Raw genomic sequence first — 23,229 nt, 5'->3', positions numbered from 1 at the left:
GGAGTGGCCGGGCAGTCGGCGATCCACCTCAGGAACCCGCGAGCAGGTCCCGCAGCAGGGCGACGGTGTCGGCGTCCAGGTCCCGGCCGGTCCGGCGGCTGAGCGCGTCCAACCGGTTGACGGCGCGCAGGAGTTGGTCGCGGGCGCCGGCCGAGGCGTAGGCGTAGAAGAGGTCCCGGTGCAGCAGTTCGACGTCCGGGGCGACGGCGAGGCCGCGGAAGACGGCGGCCTCGGCGCTGCGGTGGTCGCCGTACTGCAGACGCCGGGCGGCCAGTTCGTGGGCCGTGTCGACGATCGCCGCGATCATGTCCTGCCGCTCGGCCTCGGCCCAGCCGTACGAGGCCGGCGGGGCCTCGGCGAACGGCGCCCCGCGGACCAGGGCCAGGGCGTGGGCGAGGGCCGCGTCGGCGGTGGCACTGGTGCTGCGCATGCCGCGCCGGTAGAGGCCGCGGAACTCGTCCCAGTCGCAGGTGACCGCCGGGGCGAAGGAGTACCCCTCGGTGCCCTCGGTGGGCAGGAAGGCGCGGCCCTCCGGGGAGGTGCCGAACCAGGCTGCCAGGTCGCCGAGTTTGGCCACCACCGGACTCTTGGCGTCGGCCGCGGTGGGGTGCGGGTCGAGGTGCGCCGCGCCGGGGTGCAGATCGTGGTCGAGCGCGTGGCGGTCCGACCCCGGACGCAGCGCCAGGTAGACGGCCAGCTCGGTGAGCCGGGGCAGCGCACCGGGGACGGCGGTGCCGAGGACCCCCGCGACGTCCACCGGGCCGAGCAGCCGGATCCGGGGGGCGTTGCGGGCGGCGTGCGCCTCCGGGGAGCGGAGGATGGCGAGCAGGTCGTCGCTGTCGCTGCGCCCGGGGGTGGTCCGGGCGACCGGGGCGACGGCGGCGGGGCCCGGTTCGACGGCGGGCTCGAACTCCCCCGTACCGGCGGGGTCCGCGGTCCCGACCGTCTCGGTGGTCCCGACCGTCCCGGCGGTCCCGGCCGGACCGGTCCCGGCGGCGACGGCGGGCACCGCGGCGGACGCGGCCGACGGCGCCGACTCCTCGGCCCGCTCCGGCGCGGTCGGCTCCGCCGTCCCCGGCTCCGCCACCACGGGAGGCGACACCACGGACTGCGGAACGACGGACTGCGGGACGACGGGCTTCGGGACGACCGGCTGGACGGCGAGCACGACCGTCGCCGTGGACTCCGAGGAGGTGTCCCCCGACTCGTCCGCCCCCTCGCCCTCCGGCAGGCCCGGGCGCCGCAGGTCCCGGGTGGTCTCGTCGGTGGCCGCCTGCCTCCCCTGCCCGTTGACGACGAACCGCGCCGGACCGGCCGGAACCGGCGCTGGGGCCGGAGCCGGGACCGCGGCCGAAGCCGCGGGCGGCAGGGCGGCGGGCCCCGGAGCGGGCGTCACCGGATCGGTGCCCGCGAACGGGCTGGCCCCGGTGCCGATGACCCGGGCGAGCAGCCGCGGACCGGCGGCCGCGTCCGCGCCCTCCTCCGCCCCGACGGCCGAGGCACCACCGGCCGAGGCCCCGCCGACCGACAACCCACCGACGGAAGCCCCGCCGGCCGAAGCCCCGACGGCGGCCAGCACCGGTACGGCGGCCGGCAGTTCGGCGGTGTCGGGGTCGTCCTCCGGCCCGTCCAGGGTCCAGGCCGGGGCCGGGTGCTGGGTGGAGTCGTCGGCGGCCCGGAGCAGCTCGGCGACCTGGTCGTACTGGTGGCCGCTGAGCCGCTGGAGCTCGACCGTGAGGTGCAGGCCCGGGATCGCGGCCTGCCCGGAGGTCGGCAGGGTCCAGCGGGCGACCGGGCCGGTGCCGCGCTCGGGGGCGCGGGTGATGACGGCGACGCAGGTGCGCGGGCGGGCGTCGAGCAGGCGTCCGAGCTCGGCCGGGACGTCCCCGCCGGGCTGGTGGGCGCAGAGCACGATCTCGGGCGTCCAGGACTCGTCGGCCTGGCCCCGGCTGCGGGCCTCGCGCGGGCTGGTCGCCTCGGCGGCGACCAGGGTGGCGCGGGCCTTGGCGGTGCGCGGGCCGAGGGCGGCGAGCGCGGCCTCCAGGGTGGGGTGGCGGTGCACCCGTTCGGCGGCCGGTCCGCTGATCGGCAGTTCCTCGGCGAGGTCCACCAGGTGCAGGTGGAGCCGGTCGGCCAGCGGGCTGTGGGCCAGTTCGACGGCGAGGGTGCGCAGCACGTCCCGGGCGTCGTCCGGGTGGCCGGACAGGTGGAGCAGCCGGACGGCCTCCAGGTCGGCGAGGACCACCGAGCCGTCCGGCGAGGTGCCGAGGGTGACCAGCGCGGGGTACGGCGCGGCGGTCCGCCGGGCCTGGCCGGGGCTGAGCAGGTCGCCCGAGTCGGCGCTGCACCACCACACGTTGGCGGCGTGCGCGGCGCGGAACGGCGCGATCGGGGTGGCCGGGCCGGACAGGTGCAGCTCGATGGTCTGGCCCTGGGTGATCCGGGCGGCGACGATGGCGGGCAGCCGCTTGCCGCCGCGCACGGTGTTGCGGGCCATGGTGCGCAGGGCGCGGTCCAGCAGTTCCAGTCCGGCCTGGTCCTGCCGGGCCATCAGCTCGTTCTCGAAGGCGGCGGCCTCGGCGTCGGGCATCGCGATGCGGTGCCGGGGGCGGCGGGCGCGCTGCTGGCCGCCGCGCTTGTGGGCGACGGCGCCGACCATGATGGCGGCGAGCAGGACGCCGACGGTGGAGGCCGAGAGCGCGACGGTGTAGTCGTCGCTGGGGGCCGGGTCGGCGTGCGCGGCGGGGGCGGGCGCGTGGGCCGGTGCGTGCGTGGGCGCGGGCGCGGGGGCCGACTGCGGCGTGCCCTGCGAGGGTGCGCCCTGCGAGGGAGCGCCCTGCGCCGGAGCGGGTGCCGGGGCCTGGTCGGCAGGAGCCGGTGCGGGCGCCGGCGCCGGCGCGGCACCGCCGGCCCCCGGCACCGTGAGCACCATCCCCGGCACGACCACGTCCGGGTTCGTCAGCTGCTCCCCGTCCGGGGCCTGCGCCCCCTTGTTCGCCTCGAACAGCTTCGGCCACTGCTCCCCGTCCCCCAGCTCCCGCTGGGCGATGGCCGACAGGCTGTCCCCGGCCTGGACGGTGACGGTCCGCTGCCCACCGGATCCGCCCGCACCACCGGCGCCACCGGGCCCCCCGGACTCCGTCCCGGACTGCGGGACGTTCTGCGGGGCACCCTGCGCCGGGGCCTGGTCGGCGGGAGCCGGCGCGGGGGCCGGAGCCGGTGTCCTCGCCTCGTCCGGCTTGGCGTCCGCCGGCATCAGCAGTTCCCAGCCGGGCTGGATCGGCCGTTCGGCGTCGAAGCGGACGCCCGAATCGCCCATCGCCCGGCCCTCGTTGAGCTTGGCGATCTCCATCCACCGCTCGCCCGAGCCCAGTTGGCGCTCGGCGATGGACCACAGGCTGTCGGCCGGGCGGGCGTCGCGCACCGTGTAGGTGCTCTGCTGCTCGGCGGCCGGGGTCGGGGCCGGTGCGGCCTGCGCGGCGGGCAGTGCGGCGCGCTGCACGCCCGGCGTCAACTGCGCCTGGACGACCGGGCCGTGGGCGGCGTCGGGGACGGCCGCGAAGGCCGAGCCGGCCACCGGCAGCAGGGCGAGCACCGAGCCGACCAGTCCGGCCGCGATCCGCTGGCTCCAGCCGAAGGCCGGGATGCGGCGGGCGATCCGGCCGCGCAACTGGGCGGGGATCTCCAGCAGGACGGAGAGCGCGAAGCAGGCCCAGGCGAGCCAGCCGACCACCACCAGCGCCCACAGGAACAGGCTTCCGTCGTCCGGGCTGGTGAGCGCCTCGCCCACCCCGCCGGAGGCGACCTCGCCCATCCCGGCGACCGCCTGGGTGCCGTACAGCAGCAGTGCGGGGACGCCCAACAGCAGGGCGAGCAGGGTGACCAGCGCGCCGAGCGCGGTGATCACGGCACGGCCGCGCCCGCGGGGTGGTCGGGGCGCCGGGGCGGCGGGCCTTCGGGCGCCGCCGGCGCGATGGGACGTCCCGGCCCGGCCGTTGCGGGCCTGGGCGGTACGGGCCTGGTCCTTGGCACGTGGCGCGGCCATCAGTCGGTCTCCGCTTTCTCGACTCCGTGGACGAGGGTCGCACTGCCCTTGCCCGTTACCTTCCGTTGCCCGAGGGCGCCCAGCAGGACCGGGCGGTAGTCGGCCTGCACGGTGACGGTGACGACCTTGCCGTCACCGGAGAACTCGATGTCGCCCGCGTGCAGGCCGTACAGGCGCAGATAGGCGTCAGCGGCGTCCCGGACGTAATTCTCCTGGACCTTGAAGCCCTTGCCCTGCAGGACGGCCGCCCGGTCGAGCTGCTGGCCGCCGACCCGCGCGGCCTCCAGGGCGTAGGCGTCGGTCCGCTCGGCGACCCGCAGCCGGCCGCCGGCGTCGATCACCAGGGCGATGACGAGCACGACGTAGGCCGCGCAGATCGCCACGAAGAGGGCCACCGCGCCCCGGTCGGACCGGCGCGCCGACAGCCGTCGCCGCAGACGGCTCACCACTCCCGTCCCCTCCCCCCACTTCGCACGCTGTTCTCCCCACCGGCCCCCACCGGGCGCCACTCGGTACCGCTGTGTCATCCCCCGGGCGCTCTCCGCTTGCGTCTCCCCCGCACGGGCCGTCTCCAATCCCCCGTCTTCCCGGCGACGGCGCCGCGCGCCGTCATGTGCCCCGGTAACGGTCCACCACCGAGGTGAACTCGCCGACGAGGTGCTTCGTCACGGGTACCCCGGACGGTCCGCCGAGCAGGTCGGCCAGTTCCACGTCGCAGATCACCGTGACGGTGACGGTCGTGGCCGGTCCGCCCGGCAGGTTCAACTCCCCCTTGCCGACCCGCACGTCCCCGTTGCGGCAGGACACGCCCTGCTGGCGCAGGGTCGCGAGGGCGGACTCCCTGGCCGGCTGGTCCATCCCGTCCACGCTGCGCTGCAGGGACGCGGTCCGGGCCCCGGCCCGGGCGGCGGCCTCCACGGTGCCGGCCGTGGTCTGCACCCGACCGGCGGCGATGGCCACCAGGACCAGCCCGACGACCCCCGGCACGACGATCGCCGCCTCGATCGCGATCCCGCCGCGGTCCCGCCTGCGCGGCCGCGACCAGAACCGCCGCCGCGGCGGCCGCCGCCACCCGCCGGGTGCCCGCGGTTCACTCCTCACGGCTTCACCGCCGGCGCCACGAAGCGCTCGCGCGGCGCCTCGGCGAACTGGGTGACGGTGGGCGCCCTGAGCCCGGGTATCAGCAGCGGCGGGGTCAGCTCCACGGTGACCCGGACGGTCTGGGCCGTGCTGCCGTCGGTCCGCACCACGTACCCGCGCACGCCCTGCCGGTCGAGGAAGTCGCGGGCCTGCCGCTGGGCCGCCTCGTTCTTCTCGCCGTCCGTCGCGCTGCTCTGCACCCGTCCGGCGTCCACACCCTCGCGGGCCGCGGTGAGCGCGACCTGCCGGTCGTACCAGAGCAACGCGGCCTGGACGACGAGCAGCAGGAGCAGCAGGACGACCGGGAAGACGATGGCGAGGCTCACGCTCATCGACCCCCGGTCGCCCCTGCGGCGGAGAGCAGGACGCATCACTGGGTGGCGCCGCCCGCGCCCGCGCCGCCCGGCATGTTCGGGTCCTGCTCGACCTTCTTGACGACCTTGTCCTTCAGCAGGTAGAGCGCCGTCGCCACGGCACCGGCGACGAAGACCAACGCGATGATGGCGAGGGCGAGTTCGATGCTGATCGCACCGCGGTCGCCGCGCGCCCGGGCGGCCCGCAGCCGGCCTAGCCGCAGGGTGAACAGCATCAGTGCGAACTGGACCGGTAGCAGGGCGGGTCGCAGCACCCGGTCTGCCAGGTGGGCGAGTCGTGCGGTCATCGGGTTCTCCCGGGGATGTGGCGGTGTGGTGTGGTGGTGCCGGCTGCTCTGAACTGGCGGGTCGGGCTTGCGAGGTCCGGTCGGGGACGTTACCCGGCCGTGGAGCACGGTCAGTTGAGCATCTGGTGCAGGGCGGGGAAGACGATCAGGACGGTCATCAGCAGGGTCAGCGCGGCCCCGGGCGCGACCATCCGTTCGCTGTCGGCGTTCGCCCGGGCGAGGTCCTCGGCGAGCAGTTCCCCGCGCAGGCCCTTGGCGCGGGCCCGCAGGGTGTCGTAGACGGCGGCGCCGTCGGTGCCGGACAGCCGCATGATGTCGGCCACGTCCTGGAGCGGGCTGAGCCCCAGTTCCTCGGCCAGCGCGTCGAGTCCGGCCCACGGCGGGAGCCGGTCGGTGGCCGCGCGCTCCAGGGCGTCGCGGATCCGCCGGAACACCGTGCCCTGCCCGACCGCGGCGGCCCGGCGCAGCGCCTCGGCGGGGCCGCAGTCGGCGGCCCGCTCCATCGCGACGAGTTCCAGGTAGGCGGCGATGCCGTGCAGGTACTCGGTGCGCGCCTCCTTGGCCTCGCCGCGCACCACGGCGTCCGGGACGAACCAGAGCAGCCCGGCCAGCAGCGGCCCGGCGACCAGCGGCAGCGCGAACGGCAGGCCGGTGTCCATCAGCACGGCCATCGCCCCCAGGTAGGCGGGCAGCAGCAGGCCGAGCGCGGCGAACAGCAGCTTGTGCACCATGAACCGGGCCGGGGTGCGGCCGATCAGGGCGAGTTCACGGCGCGGTACGGAGACCCCGCGCAGGTGGACGGACCGCTCGCCGATCCGGTCGTACCAGCGGGGCCGCTCGTCCGGGTCCTGCTCGCGGTCGGCGGGGGTGGCGTGCAGCCGGTCCAGCGCCTGGCGCAGGTCCGGTGGCGCCGGCCGCAGTTCGGCGACCAGGAGGGCGAGGCCGCCGGCCGCGAAGGCGCCGGCCAGCACGGACCAGGGCGAGATCACCGGACCTCCCCGAGCTGCTCGGCCGGCTCCGGCGCGGCCGCCGGTGCGGCGGACCGGCGCCCGCTCCTGCTGCGCCGGTCCGGCGTCAGCAGCCGGGGCACCGGCGGGTGGGAGGCCAGCGCCCGCATCCAGGCGATGATCGCCACGAACAGGGCGGCGACCACGGCGAGCACCACCTGACCGAGGAAGGTCCCGTACGGCCGGGTGTACTCGGTGTTGAAGGAGCCGACCGTGACGACCAGCACGATGATGCCGACCAGCCAGCGGATGGTGGTCCGGTGCTTGGCCCGGTCCGCCTCGATGGCGCGGCGCTGGCGGACCTCCTCGCGCACCGAGTCGGCCATGTCGGAGAGCGTGCGGGCCAGGCCGGGGCCGCTGTCCCCGGCCCGCAGCACGAGCGCGGCGAGCACCTTGTCGGCGGTGGCGTCGGCGAGGCTGTCGGCGAAGGCGCGCAGCGCCTCCTCGGGCCGCCAGCGGGCCTGCAGCCGGGCGGCCAGCTCCCCGATCTCGTCCTCCAGGGCGGCCGGGGCGGTGCGGCGGCTGGTGACGATGGCCTGGTTGAGGCCGACGCCGAGCAGCAGCACGTCGGCGATCCGCTGGGTCCACTCGGAGAGCGCCTCCAGCCGCTCGATCCGGTGGGTGTCCGGACGGGTGGTGTCGAACAGCCAGGGCAGGCCGAAGACGGCCAGCGGCACCAGCAGCGCGGTCAGCGGGATGCCGGTGAACAGCCAGGCCAGCGGCGCGCCGGCGAGCGCGAGCGGCAGCTGGACGCGGCGCAGCCGCACCATCCGGTGCGCGGCCGTCCCGGGGGCGCCGTACCAGAACACGTGGATCCGGCCGGCCAGCGGGTTGGGCTCCCGCTCGGCCCCGTCCTCGGCGCCGGGCTCGCTGCCGCGGGCCCAGGCCACCAGGGCGACCAGGCCGCCCGCGACCGCCAGCCCGCAGAGGGCGAAGAGCAGCATCACCGCGCGCCACCGCCGATCCGCAGCTGGAGCGGGGTGGCCCAGCTCCCGTACCGGGAGCCGAGCAGCGAGGCGTCGAAGCCGGCCCGGCGCAGGTCGTCCAGGCACTGCGGCGGGGTGTGCGGGACGGCCCGCGGCTCGCCGAGGTCCGGCCGGGGGCCGAAGACGGTGTTCAGTGCGGGCCGGCCGCTCTCCCCGAGGCCGGTGACCTCCAGGACGTGGGAGACGAAGCGGTGCCGGCGGCCGCCGACGGCGGTCTCGTCGACCATGGTGACGTGCACGATGAGGTCCAGGGCGTTGGCGGTGAGCCGGTAGGCGAGCGAGTCGGTCATGTGCGAGCCGTACTCCAGGCAGAGTTCGGCGATGCGGTCGACGACCATGTGCGGGCCGCGGGCGTGCAGGGTGCACATCGAGCCGCCCTCGCCGTTGGTCATCACCCGCAGCATCGGGACGACCTCGCCGGAGCGGACCTCCCCGACGATGATCCGGGAGAGCGTCATGCGCAGCGCGGCCGGAATGAGGTCGCCGATGGTCAACTCCCCGGCCAGGCGCCCCTCGACGCGCTCGCCGTTGCCCTCGCGGGCCTCCATCGGGACGACCTGGCGCAGGTGGCCGAGGGTGTGCAGCCAGAGTTCGAACTCCGACTCCAGGGTGCCGATCCGCTCGTCCGGCGGGATTTCGGCGGCCATCGCGCGCAGCAGGCTGGTCTTGCCGACGCCCTGGGTACCGGTGATCATCACGTTCTTCCGGGCCCGGATCGCGGAGGCCAGGAAGGCGGCCAGGGTGGCGTCCAGGGTACCGAGTTCGACCATCTCGGGCAGCGTCGCCGAGGCCACCCGGTGGCGCCGGATCGCGATGTACGGGCGGGGCGTCACCTCGGTGAGCGCCTGGAGGCGCATGCCGCCCTCCAGGCGCAGCGCGAGGGTCGGGCTGGCGGTGGAGAGGCTGCGCTCGCCGCCGCCGTGCTGGCGGGCCAGGTCCTGGAGCAGTTCGATGAGTTCGGCGTCGTTCTCGGCCACCGGCGGTACCTGGCGCAGGGGTTGGTGCACCTTGGAGACCCAGACGTCGTCGCAGCCGTTGATCAGGATGTTCTCGATCTCCGGGTCGTCCAGGTAGGGCTGGAGCCGGCCGGCCCGGAACAGCAGGTCGAAGACGGCCTCGGCGAGGGCCCGGTCCTGCTCGCGGGTGGGCGGGATGCCGTGGGTCTGCGCATAGGCGTCGGACCACCGGGCGACGGCCTCCTCGATCAGCGCCCGGCCGCGCTGGCGGCGGGTGGCGCGGTCCGGATCGGAGCCGGAGGCGGCGGTCAACCGGGTGATCTGCTGGTGCAGTTCGGCCGCGACCTGGCGCTTGAGCTCCCGGGCGACCTGCGGGTCGACGGCGGGCCGGGTGGCGGAGCCGCGCAGGTCCAGCGAGGGCAGCTGGGAGGGCACGGCGGCGGGCCCGGCCGCGCCGGGCGGAACGGGCTGGGGCGCGACGGGCTGCGCCGGGGCGGGCTGGGGCGCGACCGGTCCCGGCCGGTACCCGTGCGGCGGGACGACCGGTCCGGGCGGCGGCGCGGCCCAGGGCAGCGCGGCCGGATCGGAGGCGGGACGCTGGTGCAGGGGGCTACCGCGCACGGAGCACCTCCCCGGGGTTGTTCGGGTACGGCCCGCCCGTGTCGTCCTGACGGTTCGTCACCGCAGGCTGCTGGAGCGGGTACTGGTCTTCCGGTTCGCCGTACGGGGCGGACTGGACGTGCGCCGGGAAAGGTGCCGGCGCGGCCGGCTGCGGCGCCAGCCCGGCCAGCGGCGCCACCGGGCCGGTGGTGATCACCGGCGGGACGGGCTGCGGCGGGGCGTACGAGGGCTGCTCGCCCTCCGCCGTCCCATAGCCGGACCGGCCGTGCACGGACCGGCCGTGGGCCGCCGTGCCGTACCCTCCCGGCGGGTACGGCGACGGGCCGTGGCCGCCCGTCCCGTATCCCGGCTGGGCGTACCCCGGCTGGACGTACCCCGGCTGCCCGTGGTCGGACTGGCCGCCCGTCCCGTACGCCGGCTGCCCGTACGGGCCCGGCGCGGACGCGGGCGGAGGAACCGGCCCCGCCCCGGACAACGGCACGGGCCCGGACGACGGCACGGGCCCGGCCCCGGGAACGGGCACGGACACCGACGGCTGCGGCGCCATCGGCACGGGCGGGGTCGGTATCGGCGGGGCCGGCACCGGAGCCGTCGGGACCGGCGGCATCGGCACCGCCGCCGCGACCGGGGCCGCCGCCGGGCCACCCGCCGTCAGCCGGGCCGGCGCCGCGTCCTGCGCCGCGCCCGGCGCGAGCCGCTGGCGCCGACGGCGGATCAGCAGCTGCACCTCGTCCGCCGCCGACCGCGCCGTGCGCATCAGCTCCGAGCGGATGAACCGCCGGTCGCCGGTGTCCCCGCCGTCGGAGAGCACCTTCGCCGTCCGGGTGGCGTGCGGCAGCACCCCGAGCACCGGCAGCCCGAGCTCGCGGGTCACCTCCGCCCTCGTGTACGGCCCCTCGGCGACCAGCAGCAGCCCGAGCGCGTCCGCGCCGGTGCCTGCGGTGGCCAGGTCCTCGGTCAGGGCGGCGAGCCGGGGCCGGACCGAGCTCAGCCCGCGCAGCGTGGTGCGCACCGTCGCCACCACCGCGTCGGCGCGGCGGGCGAGCACCGCGCTGTGGCCGGTGGCCCCGGAGCGGCCGAGGTCCACGATGACGTCGTAGCCCTGCCGTTCCACGCCGTGCAGCAGTTCGGCGAGCGGTTCCCAGGTGTAGGCGAGGCCGGGCGCCTGGGTGGGGTCGGTCAGCCCGGGCAGCAGCAGCCGTTCGGCGTTGCCCTCGGGCGAGAGGTCGATCAGCTGCTCCCAGATGGTCTGCGTGAGCAGTCCGCGCCGGTCGGCGACGGCCAGGTTGCGCAGCCCGTACACCGCCTCGACCCGGCCCTCCAGGGCGCCGGCGAGCACCGCGCCGCCGTCCGGGTCGGCCTCGACCAGCAGGATCCGCCGGCCGGGCGACAGCGGCCACGACAGCAGCAGCGCCAGGGCGGTGGTGGTCGCTCCCGGTGCGCCCGGGCCGCCGACCACCGCGATCACGGCCATCAGGCGCCGCCCGTCGCGGCCGGGGCCCCGGAGGCGGCGCCTCCGGGGCCCGGCGTGGTGGCCCCGGGCGCCGCGCCCCCGGGTGCGGTGGCGGCGGCCGAGGGCGCACCGCTCGGCGCCGGGACCGGCGCGGCGCCGCCGCCGGGGGCACCCGCCGCACCGCGCGGCGCGAGCAGCACCTGGATCCGCCCGCTCGCCACCCACTGCGCCAGCCGGGGCCCGTCCGCGGTACCGACCGCCACGTCGATCACCTGACTGCCGTCGGTGTCCACCCTGCCGACGGTGATCACCGTGGCCGGCAGCGAGTCGGCCCGGCCGTTGTCGGGGGTGAAGACGACGACCAGTTGCACACCGGGCTGGAGCCGGCTGGCGGGCAGCTGGGTGCGCTTGGCCGACACCCCGACCACGATCTGCCCGGGCTGCACCGACAGGCCCTGCGCGAGGTCGGAGCCGGTGAGCATCGCACCGCGCTTGAGGTCGGTCGCGGCCCGCATGCCGACCGCCTTCGCGCGGTCCTGGGCCGACACCGGGCGCAGCGCCGGGTCCCCCGCGATCCGGGCGACCACCAGGTCGTCCTCGGTGATCACCTGCCCCCACGGCACGTCCCGGGCCAGCGCCAGCACCGCGACCCGCTGGCCGGTGCTGTTGTAGAGCACGGCCCCGCCCAGCCCGCCGGCCGCGATCAGCGCGACCGCCATCGCCAGCACCGCCGGGCGCCGCCGGCGCGCCCCCATGGTCCGCCCGGGCGCGTGCGGCGCCGCCCGGCCCCGGCCCTTGCCCGGACCTGTCTGCTCCGGCTGCTCCGGGAGCGCCACGGACGCCGCCGCGCCCGCGGAGGTGCCGGATCCCGGCGTCGCGAACGTACGGTTCTCCACCGGGTTCCGCCCTTCCCTCGTTCGTCTCTGGCTCGTCCGGCTGGTCGTTGTGCGAATCGCCGTACCGGCACGGTCACTTGTGTGCGGTCACTTGCGGGCGATCACCTGCGGGTGATCACCGGAGCTCGGTCACCGGACCGCGCTCAGTTGAGCACCTGCATCTCGGCGACCCTGAGCTCGAAGGGCTTGCTGCTCTGGTTGATGCCCGGGATCGTGAACTTCCGCGGGTTCGGCCCTCCGGTGACCACCACGGCGGCCTCCCAGTGCATCGTCACCGTGGCGCTGAAAACGCTGTTCTTCTCACCGGCCGAGCTGGTCCTGAACTCGTAGCCGCAGTCCGGGGACTTCGCGTCGCCGTACTTGGGGTCGTACGGCGTTCCGGTCGTGGTGCAGGAGGTCTGGAGGTGCGCGCCGAAGCTCCAGTCCGCCTTCAGCAGCCGGGGCGTGACGGTGACCGAGATGCCCCCGACCGACGCGCTGCCCGGTGCGGGCAGCGCGGCGTCGTCCGCCCAGAGCCAGACCGGGGCGTTGACCACCGCCGTGGTCTGCGGAGCGGCCCGGCCCACCGGCGGCCGGAAGCGGACCTGGTCGTAGGCCCGCTGGATGGCCATGGCCTCCGCGTTGACGTTCTGCCCGCCCGGCGCGGTGGCCTCGAAGACGATCTCGGCGCCGCCCTGGCCGCCGTCGGTCTGCGGACAGACCTTGGTGTAGAGGGAGCCGTCCTTCGGGTCGTGGCCGTCCCACGCCGGGTCGCCCGCGGGCGGCGGGTTGTCCAGGGCGCGGAAGTAGCACCCCTTGTCGCTGTTGAACCAGCCCAGCTGGGGGTCGTGGCAGGCCCACGCGACCTCGTGGTAGCTGCACAGCTGCGGGCCGGTGTCCGAACCGCCGCCACCGCCGGGCTTCGGTCCGCCGGGCGACGTGGTCGATCCGCCGGAATTGACGTCTATGCAGATGACGTTCGGGTAGCACTGCTCGGCGCCGCCGCTCGGCGGTTCGTCCGCGGTCGCGTTGACGGCCGAGGTCAGCAGCAACCCGGCCGACATCGACGCGGCGATCGCGATTCGCCGGGCCGGTTTCCGCGCGTTCAGCATGTCCGGTCCACCTCCCGTTTGAAGTCGTAGATCAACCAATGTGCCTGGAACCAGCGCAGGGAAGCGGTTCCGACGTACCGGTTCAGACGTGCTCCGGGATCCTTGGCGGCCCCGGTGACGGCGTCGACGCGGTGCCAGCCGGACAGGTCGACGCAGTCCTCGATCACGGCGGTCTGCGGATCGGCTTTCAGATCAATGACCTTGACCACCGCGGAATTGCGCGGCGTCCCGGTCATCACCACTTTGGCGTCGCGCAGTTGCCGGAGGCCGACCAGGCTGTCGGACAGGGCGCGCCCGGAAGAGTACTGCTCAAGTGCGTAACCGTCCGAATCCGAACGTCCGAAGACCTGGGCCTGGGCCTGCCACCAGTCCTGATAGGTCTTCAGGGCCAGCCGTCCCATGGCCCCTTCCGGACCGCTGGTCGGCGCGATCGAGCCGTTTACCGAACCACCCGAAGGAGTTAGCGGGTCCACTCCCGCGACAGTGGGCGCGGCCGACCCGATGCGATCGACGGAACCGCCCGCACCACCGCTCGCACAAGCACCGAGCAGCAACACCAGAACCGCCCCACCGACTCCAACCGCCCCAGGGCGCAACACATTTCCGCGCTGCCGCATGGCCCCACCTCGTTGCGACCGACCTGATCCGTGATCCACGGCCGCCAGGAGAATTCCGCCGTCCCACCGGTGTTTCCGCTGGGGATCGATTCTTCGCCAACCCACCCCATCACGGCAACACCTCAGGCCCCCTGACCTTACGCGGAAGGAGGTTCCGTCGGGGCGCTTTCCCGCCACAGAACGGCCAACAGTTCCTCGGAAAGCGACAATCCGGCCAATGCGCCCCGAACCGCGGCCCGATTGCGCATCAGGAGCCGCCCGGCGTGCGGCGGAACGAGCAGGCGCGCGCCAGGCGCACCCGAACTACCGGACACTTCCCCACCGTCCGTCAGCGCGGCCACGGCCGGCTGGAGATCGAGCGGGGCGACGGCCGCGGGGGCACCCGGGACGCCCTGGCGCAGGACAGCGGTCAGGGCCCGGCTGAACGAGCCCTCCCCGCCCGGCAGGACGGCGTCCCGGCCGCGTCTGCCCGGGGCGTAGCGGCTGCCCGGGGAGTGGCGGCCGATCCGGCCCCACAGCGGAACCCTTGAGTAGCTCAGCAGTTCGCCCGCGCCGTCCTCGCCGCGCTCCAGCGCCGCCCAGGCGTCGCGGTCGACCACCGCGTCGACCAGCAGCAGCGCCTCCTCCTGGTCCCCGTGCACCATCGCGCTGACCACCCAGTCCCAGGCCAGGCCCCGGCGGTAGGCGTTGTCGGCGGTGCTGCCGGCGGTGACCAGGGCCAGCCGGCGCCCGCGCGGATCGACCACCAGCTGGCCGACCAGGCAGACCAGCAGCCAGCGGCCGGGGTGCTGGGCGGCGTCCCGGACGGCGGTGAGCATCGCGTTGGCGTCCGCGTCCGGCGGCACCGTGGTGACCCGGCAGCCGGCCGCGCCGGTGTCGAAGCACATCCCGGGCAGCACGTCGGCGAGCAGCCGGGCGCCGTCCGCCGCGAGCGCCGCACCCCCGAAGGCCCGGTCGGGCCCGCCGTCCGCCCCGATCACCACCAGATCGACCCCGCCCGCCATCCGGCCGTCCCCCTCCTGCACCATTTCTCCACCCGCCGGGCAGGCTACCGCCCCGAACGGTCGCCGACGGGGCTCCCGGCCCGTCCGCTCAGGGACCATGGGCCCTATCCGTGCGCGCACCGACCGAGGACGATCGGACGCATGGAGCGTGAGGACCGTGTGGAGACCCTGAGCGAGGCCGAGTGCCTGCGGCTGCTCAGCACCGTGCCCGTCGGGCGCGTGGTGTACACCGAGCACGCGCTGCCGGCCGTCCTGCCGGTCTCCTTCGAGGTCCTGGACGGGCGGCTGGTGCTCGCCGTACGCCGGGGAAGTGCCACCGCGCGCGGGCTTGACGGCACGGTGGTGGCCTTCCAGGCGGATCTGCTGGACCCGGTCACCCGCACCGGGTGGAGCGTGCTGGTGCACGGGCGGGCCGACGTGGTGAGCGACCCCGAGCAGGTCAGACGGGTGCTGCGGTCCGGTCTGCGGCCGTGGGTGGGCGATCCGGAGCCGCTGTTCGTCGCGCTGGTCCCGGAGCTGGTCAGCGGCCGCCGGCTGTTCCCGACCGGGCCGGGCGTCCCGGGCCGCCGGACGCGCCGGCAGCCGAGCACCGGGCCGGTGGGCGCCGGGCCCGTGAACACCGGTTTTCCGTTCGGCTCCTGACAGATACCGGTGGGTAGGCATACGCTTCCGGCGTCCTGACCCCTCCCCGGGCCCGTCCCCACCAGGAGCGCACCGTGACGACCTTCGCCTCCCTCGCCGAGCTGACCGCCGCCGTCGGCACCGAGCTGGGCACCAGTCAGTGGCACACCATCGAGCAGCGGCGGATCGACCTGTTCGCCGAGGCGACCGGTGACCACCAGTGGATCCACGTGGACCCGGAGCGGGCCAAGGAGAGCCAGTTCGGCTCGACCATCGCGCACGGCTACCTGACCCAGTCGATGATCCCGGTGCTGGCGAAGGAGTGCTACGCCGTCGAGGGCGTGCGGATGGCACTGAACTACGGCTCCGACAAGGTGCGGTTCCCGGCGCCGGTGCCGGTGGGCACGGCGATCCGGGCCACCGCCGAGCTGCTCTCGGCCACCGAGGTGCCGGGCGGGATCCAGGCGGTGGTGCGGTTCACCGTGACCAGCGAGCGGAGCGCCAAGCCGCACTGCGTCGCGGAGACGATCACCCGCTTCTACGCCTGACCCGGGCCGGGGCCCGTGCCGGGGCCGCCGGGTCGGGGCCGGGGCCGGGGCCGGGGAAGTCCCCCCGGGGGAGGGAGCGGGGCGGCGCCCGGGCACCGGCCCGCGCCGCCCCGCCGGGTACGCCGATTGGACCGCGCCGGGCTCTCCACCAGGTCCGGACGGCCCATGGCGAGTAATCTCCGACGAGATGGTTGTCGTATCGCAGCAGCCCACCCGCCACTGCGCTGCGCGCCCCGGCCCGCCCGGTAGCCGTGACCGTCCCTGGAGGAGCCGTGCCCCGCCCCGCCCCGTGGTTCTCCCGCCTCGCCGGTCTGTCCGCGCTGTTCGCCCCGCCCTCCGCCGACCCCGCCGCCGAGCGCGCCGTACCCGGGCTGGCCGGACTGCCCCGGGCCGCCTGGCACCGGATCCGGACCGACGCCTTCGGCGCCGAGCCCCGGGGCGAGCGGCTGGCCCGCATCCGCCGCTCCCCGCAGTTCGCCGACGGCGCCTTCCGCAACCCGGTGCCCACCCGCCGCCTGGTGTACGAGCGCAGCCCGCTGGAGATCACCCGCGCCCAGCTGGCCGGGGACAAGACCCGCCGCGCGCCGACCGCCGCCGTGCCGGTGCACCGGCTGCTCCCGGGCGACCTCGCCGCGCCGCCGGAGTCCGGGCTGCGGCTGACCTGGCTGGGGCACGCCACGGTCCTGGCCGAGATCGGCGGACGGAGGGTCCTGCTCGACCCGGTCTGGGGCGAGCGCTGCTCCCCCTTCTCCTGGACCGGCCCCAAGCGGCTGCACCCGGTTCCGCTGCCGCTGTCCGAACTCGGGCCGGTGGACGTGGTGGTGGTCTCCCACGACCACTACGACCACCTCGACATGGGCACCGTCCGGGCGCTGATCGGCACGGGCGCGGTGTTCGCCGTCCCGCTCGGGGTCGGGGCGCACCTGGAGCACTGGGGCGTACCGGCCGCGCGGATCGTCGAACTGGACTGGTGGGAGTCGGCCGAGGTCGCCGGGCTGACGCTGACCGCCACGCCGGCCCGGCACTACTGCAGCCGGGGACCGCGCACCAGCACGCTGTTCCTGTGGGCGTCCTGGGTGGTCGCCGGTGGCGGGCGGCGGATCTTCCACAGCGGGGACACCGGCTACTTCCCCGGCTTCGCCGAGATCGGCCGCCGGTTCGGCCCGTTCGACGCGACGATGATGCAGGTCGGCGCGTACAGCGAGTTCTGGCCCGAGGTGCACATGACCCCCGAGGAGGGCGTGCGGGCGCACCTGGACGTGGGCGGCGAACTGCTGCTGCCGATCCACTGGTGCACCTTCAACCTCGCGCTGCACCCCTGGGACGAGCCGGCCGAGCGGGTGGTCACCGCGGCCCAGGCGCTCGGCGCCCGGCTCGCGGTGCCCCGTCCCGGCAAGCCCTTCGAGCCCGCCGCCCCGCCCGCCCTGCGCCTGTGGTGGCGCGCCGTCGCCGCCCCGCGCGGCATCCCGCCCCTGGCCGGCGAACGGCCGCAGGAGGAGGCGGCCGCGGGGGCGGCCGAGGCGCGCGAACAGACGACAACTTTCAGCGAACAGATTTCAAAATCTGTTCGCTGAAAGTTGTCAGCCGACATCTGCCCGCCATCAGCCGACACCAGCCCGCCGTCAACCGACACCGGCCCGCCGCCGGCCGGCGTCCACCCCCTCAGCCCGCGAGCACGTCCCGCAGCGCCCGGGCCTCCTTGACCACCCGGCCCGATCCCCCGCGCTCGGCCGCCGCCGTCACCTCGGCGACCGGCCCGCGGGCCCCGGTGCGCCGGGCGCAGTCGGTGGCCAGCGCGATCAGGTCGCCCAGCCCGCGCGTCGACGGGTCGGCCTCCCCCAGCAGGCCCGGCAGGGCCGCCGCGAGCACCGACCAGACCGGCGCCCGGGCGCCGGTCTCCGCCGCCGTGGTGAGCGCCGCCCCGAGCCTGCCGGCCATCACCGTGCCGCAGGCCACCAGGGCACCCAGCTCACGGCCGAGCAGCGCGCCGTCCAGGTCGCCGCGCGCGGCGAGCACCAGCAGGGCGTCCACCGCCGCCGTCCGGTCCTCGGCGTGCCGGGCGCCCAGGCCGTACGCCAGCGCGAGGTGCAGCGCGAGCCCGGCCGGGCCGCCGGCCTCGGCGAGCAGCGGGAGGTAGCGGGCGGCGCCGCGCTCGTCCCGGTCGGCGCCCTCGGCGAAGGGGTCGAGCCAGCGCGCGGCCAGCTCCTCCCGGTGCCAGGGGAGCATCGCGAACCAGTGCGCGACGGGCCGCCAGGTCCAGCCGTACACCTTGCGGGCCCGGGCGACGCTGGGCTCGGTGCCGTCCAGCAGGGCCCGCGGCTCGGCCGTGAGCCGCTCGCCGCCCGGCCCCTTCGGTCCGGCGCCGATGCCCGGCTGGGCGACGGCGATCCGCTCGACGTCCTCCCACCAGCGGTCCCCGTACGCGTTGGTGCGCCGCACCCCCTTGCCGGGCGCGAACAGGACCCGCTCGGACGGCTGCCCGGGCAGGCCGCCGGTGCGCAGCCAGTGCGCCAGCCACCGCCCGGCCGGGGAGGTGAGCGCCTCGGCGGCCTTCAGCACCGCCTCCTCCACCCGCACGTCGACCCGCAGCAGGGCCTGGCACAGGTCGGCCCTTCCCGGCGTGACGCCCGCCGCCTCGTACCCGGCGATCCGCTCGACCAGCACGGCCGCGTCCATCGCGCCGGTGGCGTCGGTCGGCGTCGCGAGCAGGTACGGCAGCCGGGCCTGGTCGACCTGCCAGGCGGCCTCCTCCAAGCGGGCGGCGAGGACGGCCCCGTGCACGGTGGTGTGCGCTCCGCGCAGCACGGAGCGGCCCTTGCGGCCGAGGTAGTCCCAGACCTTCCACGGCGGCGTCTCTCCGGCCACCGCGGCCACCACGTAGAGGATCTCCCGGGGCATGCAGTCGCCCCCACTGTTGGTGCCGTTCCACGGGTGCGCCCGGCGGACCGGCTCCACCGCCTCGGCCAGCGCCTTCCGGTCCAGGTGGGTGAGCCGGACCAGCCCGTCCAGCACCCGTTCGAAGTCCGCCACGCCGGGCTCGCGCGCGGCAAGCAGGGCGGACAGCTCCTCCGCGAGTTCCACCGCCGAGCCGATCGGCGCGCCGAGCGGGCGCGGTTCGGGCGCGGGCGGGAGGAAGGCGTTCCACCCGGCGTCCGGGTCGTCCTCGTCACCCCCGACCGGCGCGCCGAGCAGGTCGCCCGCGCGCCGGTGGTGGGCCGGGTTCAGGGCCTCGGCGGCGGTCCGCAGCTCCGCCACCACCGCCTCCCCCGCCGCCTTCAGGTGCCGGGCCACCACGTTCAGCGCCCGTTCCTGGAGGGCCGCGTCGGGGTGCCCGAAGGCCTCGGCCGCGGCCAGCACCACCGGGCCGGAGCGGTCGGGCGCGCGCCGGGCCGCCTTGTCCAGCCAGGCCAGCTGGGCGCGGACCAGCTTCTTCTCGGTCCGGAAGAGCACCACCGCCGAGGCCTCGGGGAGCACCTCGGGCTCTATCAGGCCGGCCTCGTCCAGCCCGGCGAGCACCTCCTGGGCGTGCCCGGCGAGTACCGACTGGCCGTCCAGCAGCGCCACCAGGTCGCGCACCCGGGCCGCGTACTCGGCAGGCGTCGGGTCGAGCGCCCGCAGCACCTCCAGGAAGGCCCGCTGGTCGCCCGGTTTGCCGCCGCGCAGCAGCCGGGCCAGGCAGCGGTCGAGCAGTTCGGTCCGGTCGACCGCGCCGGCCGCGGCCAGTTCGCCGATCGCCTCGGTCCAGACGTCGCCGGGGCGCGGGCTGTGCCGGAACGTCAGCGGCCAGCTGATGTCGGCGAGTTCGAGCAGCTCGGGCAGCAGCACCGGGGTGAGGGCGTCCTGGCGCAGCTTCTCGGCCAGCGTCGGGCGCGCGCCGCCGCTGCCGAAGTCGTTCACGCGGTCCATCCAGCCCCGGACGAAGGTCTCGCCGCGCGGCACCTCGCAGCCGGTGCGCCGGACCACGGCCTCCATCACCGGGTACATCGACCAGCCCTGGTTGCGCGCCGGCCGGGCGGCGAGCCGGGTGACCACCTCGACCTGCCACTCCGCCGGCTGCGCCTCGATGACCTGGTGCAGCACGGAGTTGCGGGCCCACGGGCGGTCGGCGAAGTCGCTGCCGGCCAGCCAGACGGCGGCGCCGGCCGGGCCGGCGTGGCAGCCGACCCCGGCCACCAGCAGTCGTCCCCTGGTCTCGGCCGCCTCCCGCGACCAGTCCTGCCGCAACTCCTTGCGCAGCTCCTTGAGGGCGGCCAGGCCGGTCCGCCGCTGGGCCGGGTCCAGGGCGGCCAGCAGCTCCGGTATCCGCGCGAGCCGTCCGGACCGGACGGCCGTCAGCAGTTCGTCGACCGGCCCCTGCCGGTCGGTACCCGTCGTCGTGCTCACGCTCCGGCCCCCTTCGCCCCCGCGGCCGACTCCCGCACCATCCCGACCGCCAGTGCGTGCTTGCACGGCCCGCGTCCGCCCCGGTACTTGCCCCACCACAGGCAGGTGCAGCTCAGCCGTCCCGACGCGTCCGTCCGCACCCGCTGGATGTGGTCGTCCACCGTGACGACGGCCGTCGCCCCGCCCTCCTCCAGCCGGACCGCGCCCGCCTCGACCAGGGCCCGGGCGGCCCGCAGCCGGGGGTTGGCCGCCTCGGCCCGCCCGGCGGCGTACGGCAGCTGCCGGTGGAAGTAGGCGGCCTCGGCGGTGTCGTAGCCGATCTGCCCGGCGGTGCCCAGCCGGGTGAGCGCGGCGCGGACCCGCTCGGTGCTCAGCCCGGACTGGGCGGCGAGGTCCCCGACCTCGATCCGGGGCTCCCAGGCGAGCAGCACCGCGATCAGTTCGGCGTCCCGCTCGGCCGTCCCGGTGGCGAGCGAGTCGAGCACCCCGCCCTCGCCGGAGAAGCCCCGGGAGGGGTCGGGCGAGAGCGTCAGGGTCAGCCGCATGCCGGGCAGCACCGCCTCCCAGGCGGAGGCGGTCGGCTCTCCGGCCGCGACCGGCCCGTACACCCGCAGGGCGAGCGCGTGCCGCAGCACCCGCTGGAGCGCCACCAGCCGCTCGGGCCCGGGCAGGCAGACCGCGCCGGGCACCGGCCGAGTGGTCGGCCGCAGCGTCGTCCCGGCCGGGACGACCCAGCCGGCGCCGGCCCGCCCGCCGCGCCCGGCGCGCGGCAGCGAGCGCAGGAACCGGACCGCCTCGGCGGCGGGCAGTTCGGCGCGCGGCTCGAAGCCGGCGGCGACGACCTGGGTCTCGGCGAAGCCGCGCAGCCAGCGCTCCGGCAGCGGGACCTTCTTCTCGACCAGCGGCCCGTCGAAGCTGGTGACCTCCAGCGCGTCCGGCCCGACCGCGAGGTGCAGCGGGTCGGCGGGGCCGATCCTGGTCAGCGCCTCCCGCAGCGGGTTGTTGACGTCCACGTTGGTGGTGCCGTGGCCGATCTCGTCCCCGTCGAGCCCGGCCCGGAGCACGTCGAGCCGGGCGTAGACGCCGCAGCAGCCCGAGAAGGACTCGAAGCGCAGCCGGTCCCCGTTGGCGGTGACCACCGGGTCGAGCGAGGCGCGCAGCTGCGGCTGGTAGTAGCGCGCGGCGGCGACGTCCGCGACCGCGAGCAGCGCGGCGGCGGCCGGCGCCGGGTCGGCCAGGAAGCCCGCGAAGAAGCGCGGGTTGGCGGCGGATCCGAGCGGGGTGGCGCCGCCGGAGGTGGCCAGGTCGAGGCTGCGTCCGTCGGCGCCGTCCAGGACGGCCGAAGGACGCAGATAGGCGTACGCGTGTGCGGATTGCGTCATGCCGAGCACGCTAGGTGAGGGCACTGACAGATCCGTGGGCCACCGGCTGAAGTGAAACGTGTTCTATCCGTTTTCCGAGCACCCGGACGTTACCCGGGTCATATCGCCATACGGTTGGCTTCTGCCACTATTGGCCCGTGACAGACCTGACTGAACAGCGCATCCCGGCCGAACAGGAGCCCAGCCCGGCCACCTCGTTCGCCGGGCTGCTGGAGATCGAGCAGCTGAACGAGAACACGTTCCGGGGCTACTGCCATGCCGGCGCCCCGATGCGCGCCTTCGGCGGCCACGTCGCCGCGCAGGCGCTCGTCGCCGCCGGCCGCACCTGCGCGGACCGGCGCCCGGTGCACTCGCTGCACGGCTACTTCCTGCGGCCGGGCTCCCCCGCCCGGCCGATCGACTACCTGGTCGAGCGGGTCCGCGAGGGCACGTCCTACACCACCCGCCGGGTGACGGCCCTCCAGCAGGAGCACGAGGTCTTCACCCTCTCGGTCTCCTTCAAGCACCCCGAGCCGGCCGCCGACCGCCAGCGCGAGATCCCGACGCTGCCCCACCCGGAGTCGCTGCCGAACTCCGTCGCCGGGCTGCCCGAGCAGGTCCGCCGGGCGCTCGCCGCGGACGGCGGCTTCCGCGACCTCGACGTGCGCTTCGTCCCGGCGGACACCCCGGGGCTGCCGACGGCCGTCCCCGGACTGCTCCAGCAGTTCGTCTGGATGCGCACCGCCTCGCCGCTGCCGGACGGGGACCCGCTGCTGCACGCCGGCGCGCTGACCTACCTGTCCGACCTCACCCTGGCCTCCACCGCCGGGCTGAACAAGCAGCCGAACTTCTTCCAGCGCACCGAACCGCCCCGGCTGCTGATGGCCTCGCTGGACCACGCGATGTGGTTCCACCGCCCGTTCCGGGCCGACCAGTGGCTGCTGTTCGCCCAGCGCAGCCCGTCCTCCTCGGACGGCCGGGGCCTGGCGCTCGGCGAGTTCTACGACCTGGACGGCCGGCTGGTCGCCTCCGCCGTCCAGGAGGCGCTGATCCGCGACCCCTCGTGACACCCGGCACTCCCGGTACCCCGGTGACCCCAGGACGAACGGAAGGCGGCCGGACGGCGTCATACTCCTGAGCGGCCCCGGCCCGTATCATGGTGCGGGTGACCAAGGTTGACCTGTCACCACGGCCGGTGGAGGCGATGTCTCCGCGTCAGCTCGAACGCCGCGAAAGCCTGATCGCGGCCGCGCTCGCCCTGGTGAACGAGATCGGCGTCGAGCGGATGCAGATGAAGCAGGTCTGCGAGCGGTCCGGAGTCGCCCTGGGGACGGCGTACCGCTACTTCTCCTCCAAGGACCACCTCCTGGCGGCGGCGATCGCCGAGTGGCATCGCCTCCTGCTGGCCGACCTGGTGGCCGAGCTGCGCGGGCCGAGAGCCGGGCCGGGGGCCACCGACCGGGCGGTCCGGTTCGTCCGGGGCGGGATGCGGGCCTACCAGCGGCAGCCCGAACTCGCCCGGCTGAGGGTGGCCGTGGCCGCCTCCACCGATCCGTTCGCCAGCGAGGCCCTGCAAGGCATGGCCCGGGCCGACAGCACCGCCCTGCAAGCCGTGACGACCGAGGTGCCGGCCGCCGCGAGCGACCTGGTGCGGCACATCGTCGCCCACGCCTGGCAGGGCGAGCTGACCGCCTGGGTGACCGGCCGCACCACCCTCGGGGACGCCCGGCGGCGCCTGGAGGACGTGGTGCGGCTGGTGCTGACCCCGTACGAGACGCGGTACCCGGCCCCGTACGAGGTCCAGTCCACCGGCTGAGCGCCCGCCGGTGGTCCGCGCCC

Annotated in this window: 20 protein-coding genes; 5 read left to right on the top strand and 15 right to left on the bottom strand. The window is 75.9% G+C overall.

The features are described 5' to 3' along the window. Positions 1-28: 28 nt before the first annotated feature. The 13 genes from ACGFSC_RS22010 to ACGFSC_RS21950 form a co-directional block, all read right to left on the bottom strand. Complete coding sequence (locus ACGFSC_RS22010) at positions 29-4,045, bottom strand: LysM peptidoglycan-binding domain-containing protein (RefSeq protein WP_359913779.1); 4,017 nt, start codon at positions 4,043-4,045, stop codon at positions 29-31. Next, positions 4,045-4,494: a hypothetical protein gene (locus ACGFSC_RS22005; protein WP_359913782.1), complete on the bottom strand. Its 450-nt coding sequence runs from the start codon at positions 4,492-4,494 to the stop codon at positions 4,045-4,047. Before ACGFSC_RS22005 ends, ACGFSC_RS22010 begins: the two co-directional genes overlap by 1 nt. Before the next feature lie 160 nt (positions 4,495-4,654). Beyond that, complete coding sequence (locus ACGFSC_RS22000; RefSeq protein WP_359913784.1) at positions 4,655-5,146, bottom strand: TadE/TadG family type IV pilus assembly protein; 492 nt, start codon at positions 5,144-5,146, stop codon at positions 4,655-4,657. Beyond that, positions 5,143-5,517 carry a TadE/TadG family type IV pilus assembly protein gene (locus ACGFSC_RS21995; protein WP_359913787.1) on the bottom strand — a complete coding sequence of 125 codons (375 nt, stop codon included), beginning with the start codon at positions 5,515-5,517 and terminating at the stop codon, positions 5,143-5,145. Before ACGFSC_RS21995 ends, ACGFSC_RS22000 begins: the two co-directional genes overlap by 4 nt. Positions 5,518-5,555: 38 nt before the next feature. Then, positions 5,556-5,846 carry a hypothetical protein gene (locus ACGFSC_RS21990; RefSeq protein ID WP_359913790.1) on the bottom strand — a complete coding sequence of 97 codons (291 nt, stop codon included), beginning with the start codon at positions 5,844-5,846 and terminating at the stop codon, positions 5,556-5,558. 110 nt (positions 5,847-5,956) lie between these two features. Continuing rightward, on the bottom strand, positions 5,957-6,835 hold the full coding sequence (locus ACGFSC_RS21985; protein WP_359913793.1) for a hypothetical protein: 879 nt from the start codon (positions 6,833-6,835) through the stop codon (positions 5,957-5,959). After that, entirely contained in the window at positions 6,832-7,797 is a 966-nt protein-coding gene (locus tag ACGFSC_RS21980; protein ID WP_359913795.1) for a type II secretion system F family protein, read from the bottom strand. Before ACGFSC_RS21980 ends, ACGFSC_RS21985 begins: the two co-directional genes overlap by 4 nt. Next, complete coding sequence (locus ACGFSC_RS21975; protein WP_359913798.1) at positions 7,797-9,416, bottom strand: ATPase, T2SS/T4P/T4SS family; 1,620 nt, start codon at positions 9,414-9,416, stop codon at positions 7,797-7,799. Before ACGFSC_RS21975 ends, ACGFSC_RS21980 begins: the two co-directional genes overlap by 1 nt. Continuing rightward, entirely contained in the window at positions 9,406-10,890 is a 1,485-nt protein-coding gene (locus tag ACGFSC_RS21970) for a hypothetical protein (protein ID WP_392863768.1), read from the bottom strand. The genes ACGFSC_RS21975 and ACGFSC_RS21970 overlap by 11 nt, the downstream gene beginning before the upstream one ends. Then, complete coding sequence (locus ACGFSC_RS21965) at positions 10,890-11,765, bottom strand: SAF domain-containing protein (protein ID WP_392863767.1); 876 nt, start codon at positions 11,763-11,765, stop codon at positions 10,890-10,892. The genes ACGFSC_RS21970 and ACGFSC_RS21965 overlap by 1 nt, the downstream gene beginning before the upstream one ends. Positions 11,766-11,908: 143 nt before the next feature. Beyond that, positions 11,909-12,856 (bottom strand): hypothetical protein, encoded by a 948-nt coding sequence (locus ACGFSC_RS21960; protein WP_359913269.1) that lies wholly within the window; start codon positions 12,854-12,856, stop codon positions 11,909-11,911. Further along, positions 12,850-13,473, bottom strand: coding sequence for a hypothetical protein (locus ACGFSC_RS21955; RefSeq protein ID WP_359913272.1), 624 nt, complete (start codon positions 13,471-13,473; stop codon positions 12,850-12,852). The genes ACGFSC_RS21960 and ACGFSC_RS21955 overlap by 7 nt, the downstream gene beginning before the upstream one ends. 137 nt (positions 13,474-13,610) lie before the next feature. Continuing rightward, positions 13,611-14,501 carry a hypothetical protein gene (locus tag ACGFSC_RS21950; RefSeq protein ID WP_359913273.1) on the bottom strand — a complete coding sequence of 297 codons (891 nt, stop codon included), beginning with the start codon at positions 14,499-14,501 and terminating at the stop codon, positions 13,611-13,613. 117 nt (positions 14,502-14,618) lie between these two features. Between ACGFSC_RS21950 and ACGFSC_RS21945 the strand changes: the two genes are divergently transcribed. The 3 genes from ACGFSC_RS21945 (at position 14,619) to ACGFSC_RS21935 (ending at position 17,220) form a co-directional block, all read left to right on the top strand. After that, entirely contained in the window at positions 14,619-15,119 is a 501-nt protein-coding gene (locus ACGFSC_RS21945) for a pyridoxamine 5'-phosphate oxidase family protein (RefSeq protein ID WP_359913276.1), read from the top strand. Positions 15,120-15,193: 74 nt separating this feature from the next. After that, positions 15,194-15,646 (top strand): MaoC family dehydratase, encoded by a 453-nt coding sequence (locus tag ACGFSC_RS21940; RefSeq protein WP_359913279.1) that lies wholly within the window; start codon positions 15,194-15,196, stop codon positions 15,644-15,646. A gap of 371 nt (positions 15,647-16,017) precedes the next feature. Then, on the top strand, positions 16,018-17,220 hold the full coding sequence (locus ACGFSC_RS21935; protein ID WP_359913311.1) for an MBL fold metallo-hydrolase: 1,203 nt from the start codon (positions 16,018-16,020) through the stop codon (positions 17,218-17,220). Positions 17,221-17,308: 88 nt separating this feature from the next. Here ACGFSC_RS21935 and ACGFSC_RS21930 read toward each other — a convergent pair whose 3' ends face one another. Then, a complete protein-coding gene (locus ACGFSC_RS21930) occupies positions 17,309-20,029 on the bottom strand; it encodes a DUF6493 family protein (RefSeq protein ID WP_359913281.1) in 2,721 nt (906 codons plus the stop codon). Continuing rightward, positions 20,026-21,411 carry an SWIM zinc finger family protein gene (locus ACGFSC_RS21925; RefSeq protein ID WP_359913284.1) on the bottom strand — a complete coding sequence of 462 codons (1,386 nt, stop codon included), beginning with the start codon at positions 21,409-21,411 and terminating at the stop codon, positions 20,026-20,028. Before ACGFSC_RS21925 ends, ACGFSC_RS21930 begins: the two co-directional genes overlap by 4 nt. A gap of 137 nt (positions 21,412-21,548) precedes the next feature. Between ACGFSC_RS21925 and ACGFSC_RS21920 the strand changes: the two genes are divergently transcribed. After that, positions 21,549-22,457 (top strand): acyl-CoA thioesterase, encoded by a 909-nt coding sequence (locus ACGFSC_RS21920; RefSeq protein ID WP_380632413.1) that lies wholly within the window; start codon positions 21,549-21,551, stop codon positions 22,455-22,457. Positions 22,458-22,555: 98 nt separating this feature from the next. After that, complete coding sequence (locus ACGFSC_RS21915) at positions 22,556-23,206, top strand: TetR/AcrR family transcriptional regulator (protein ID WP_359913286.1); 651 nt, start codon at positions 22,556-22,558, stop codon at positions 23,204-23,206. Positions 23,207-23,229: the final 23 nt, after the last annotated feature.

The sequence above is a fragment of the Kitasatospora sp. NPDC048715 genome (genome assembly GCF_043198905.1).
In the GTDB taxonomy this organism is placed as follows: Bacteria; Actinomycetota; Actinomycetes; order Streptomycetales; family Streptomycetaceae; genus Kitasatospora; species Kitasatospora lactacystinica.
Note: the sequence above shows the minus strand (reverse complement) of the source record. Positions and strands in the feature narration are given on the sequence as shown.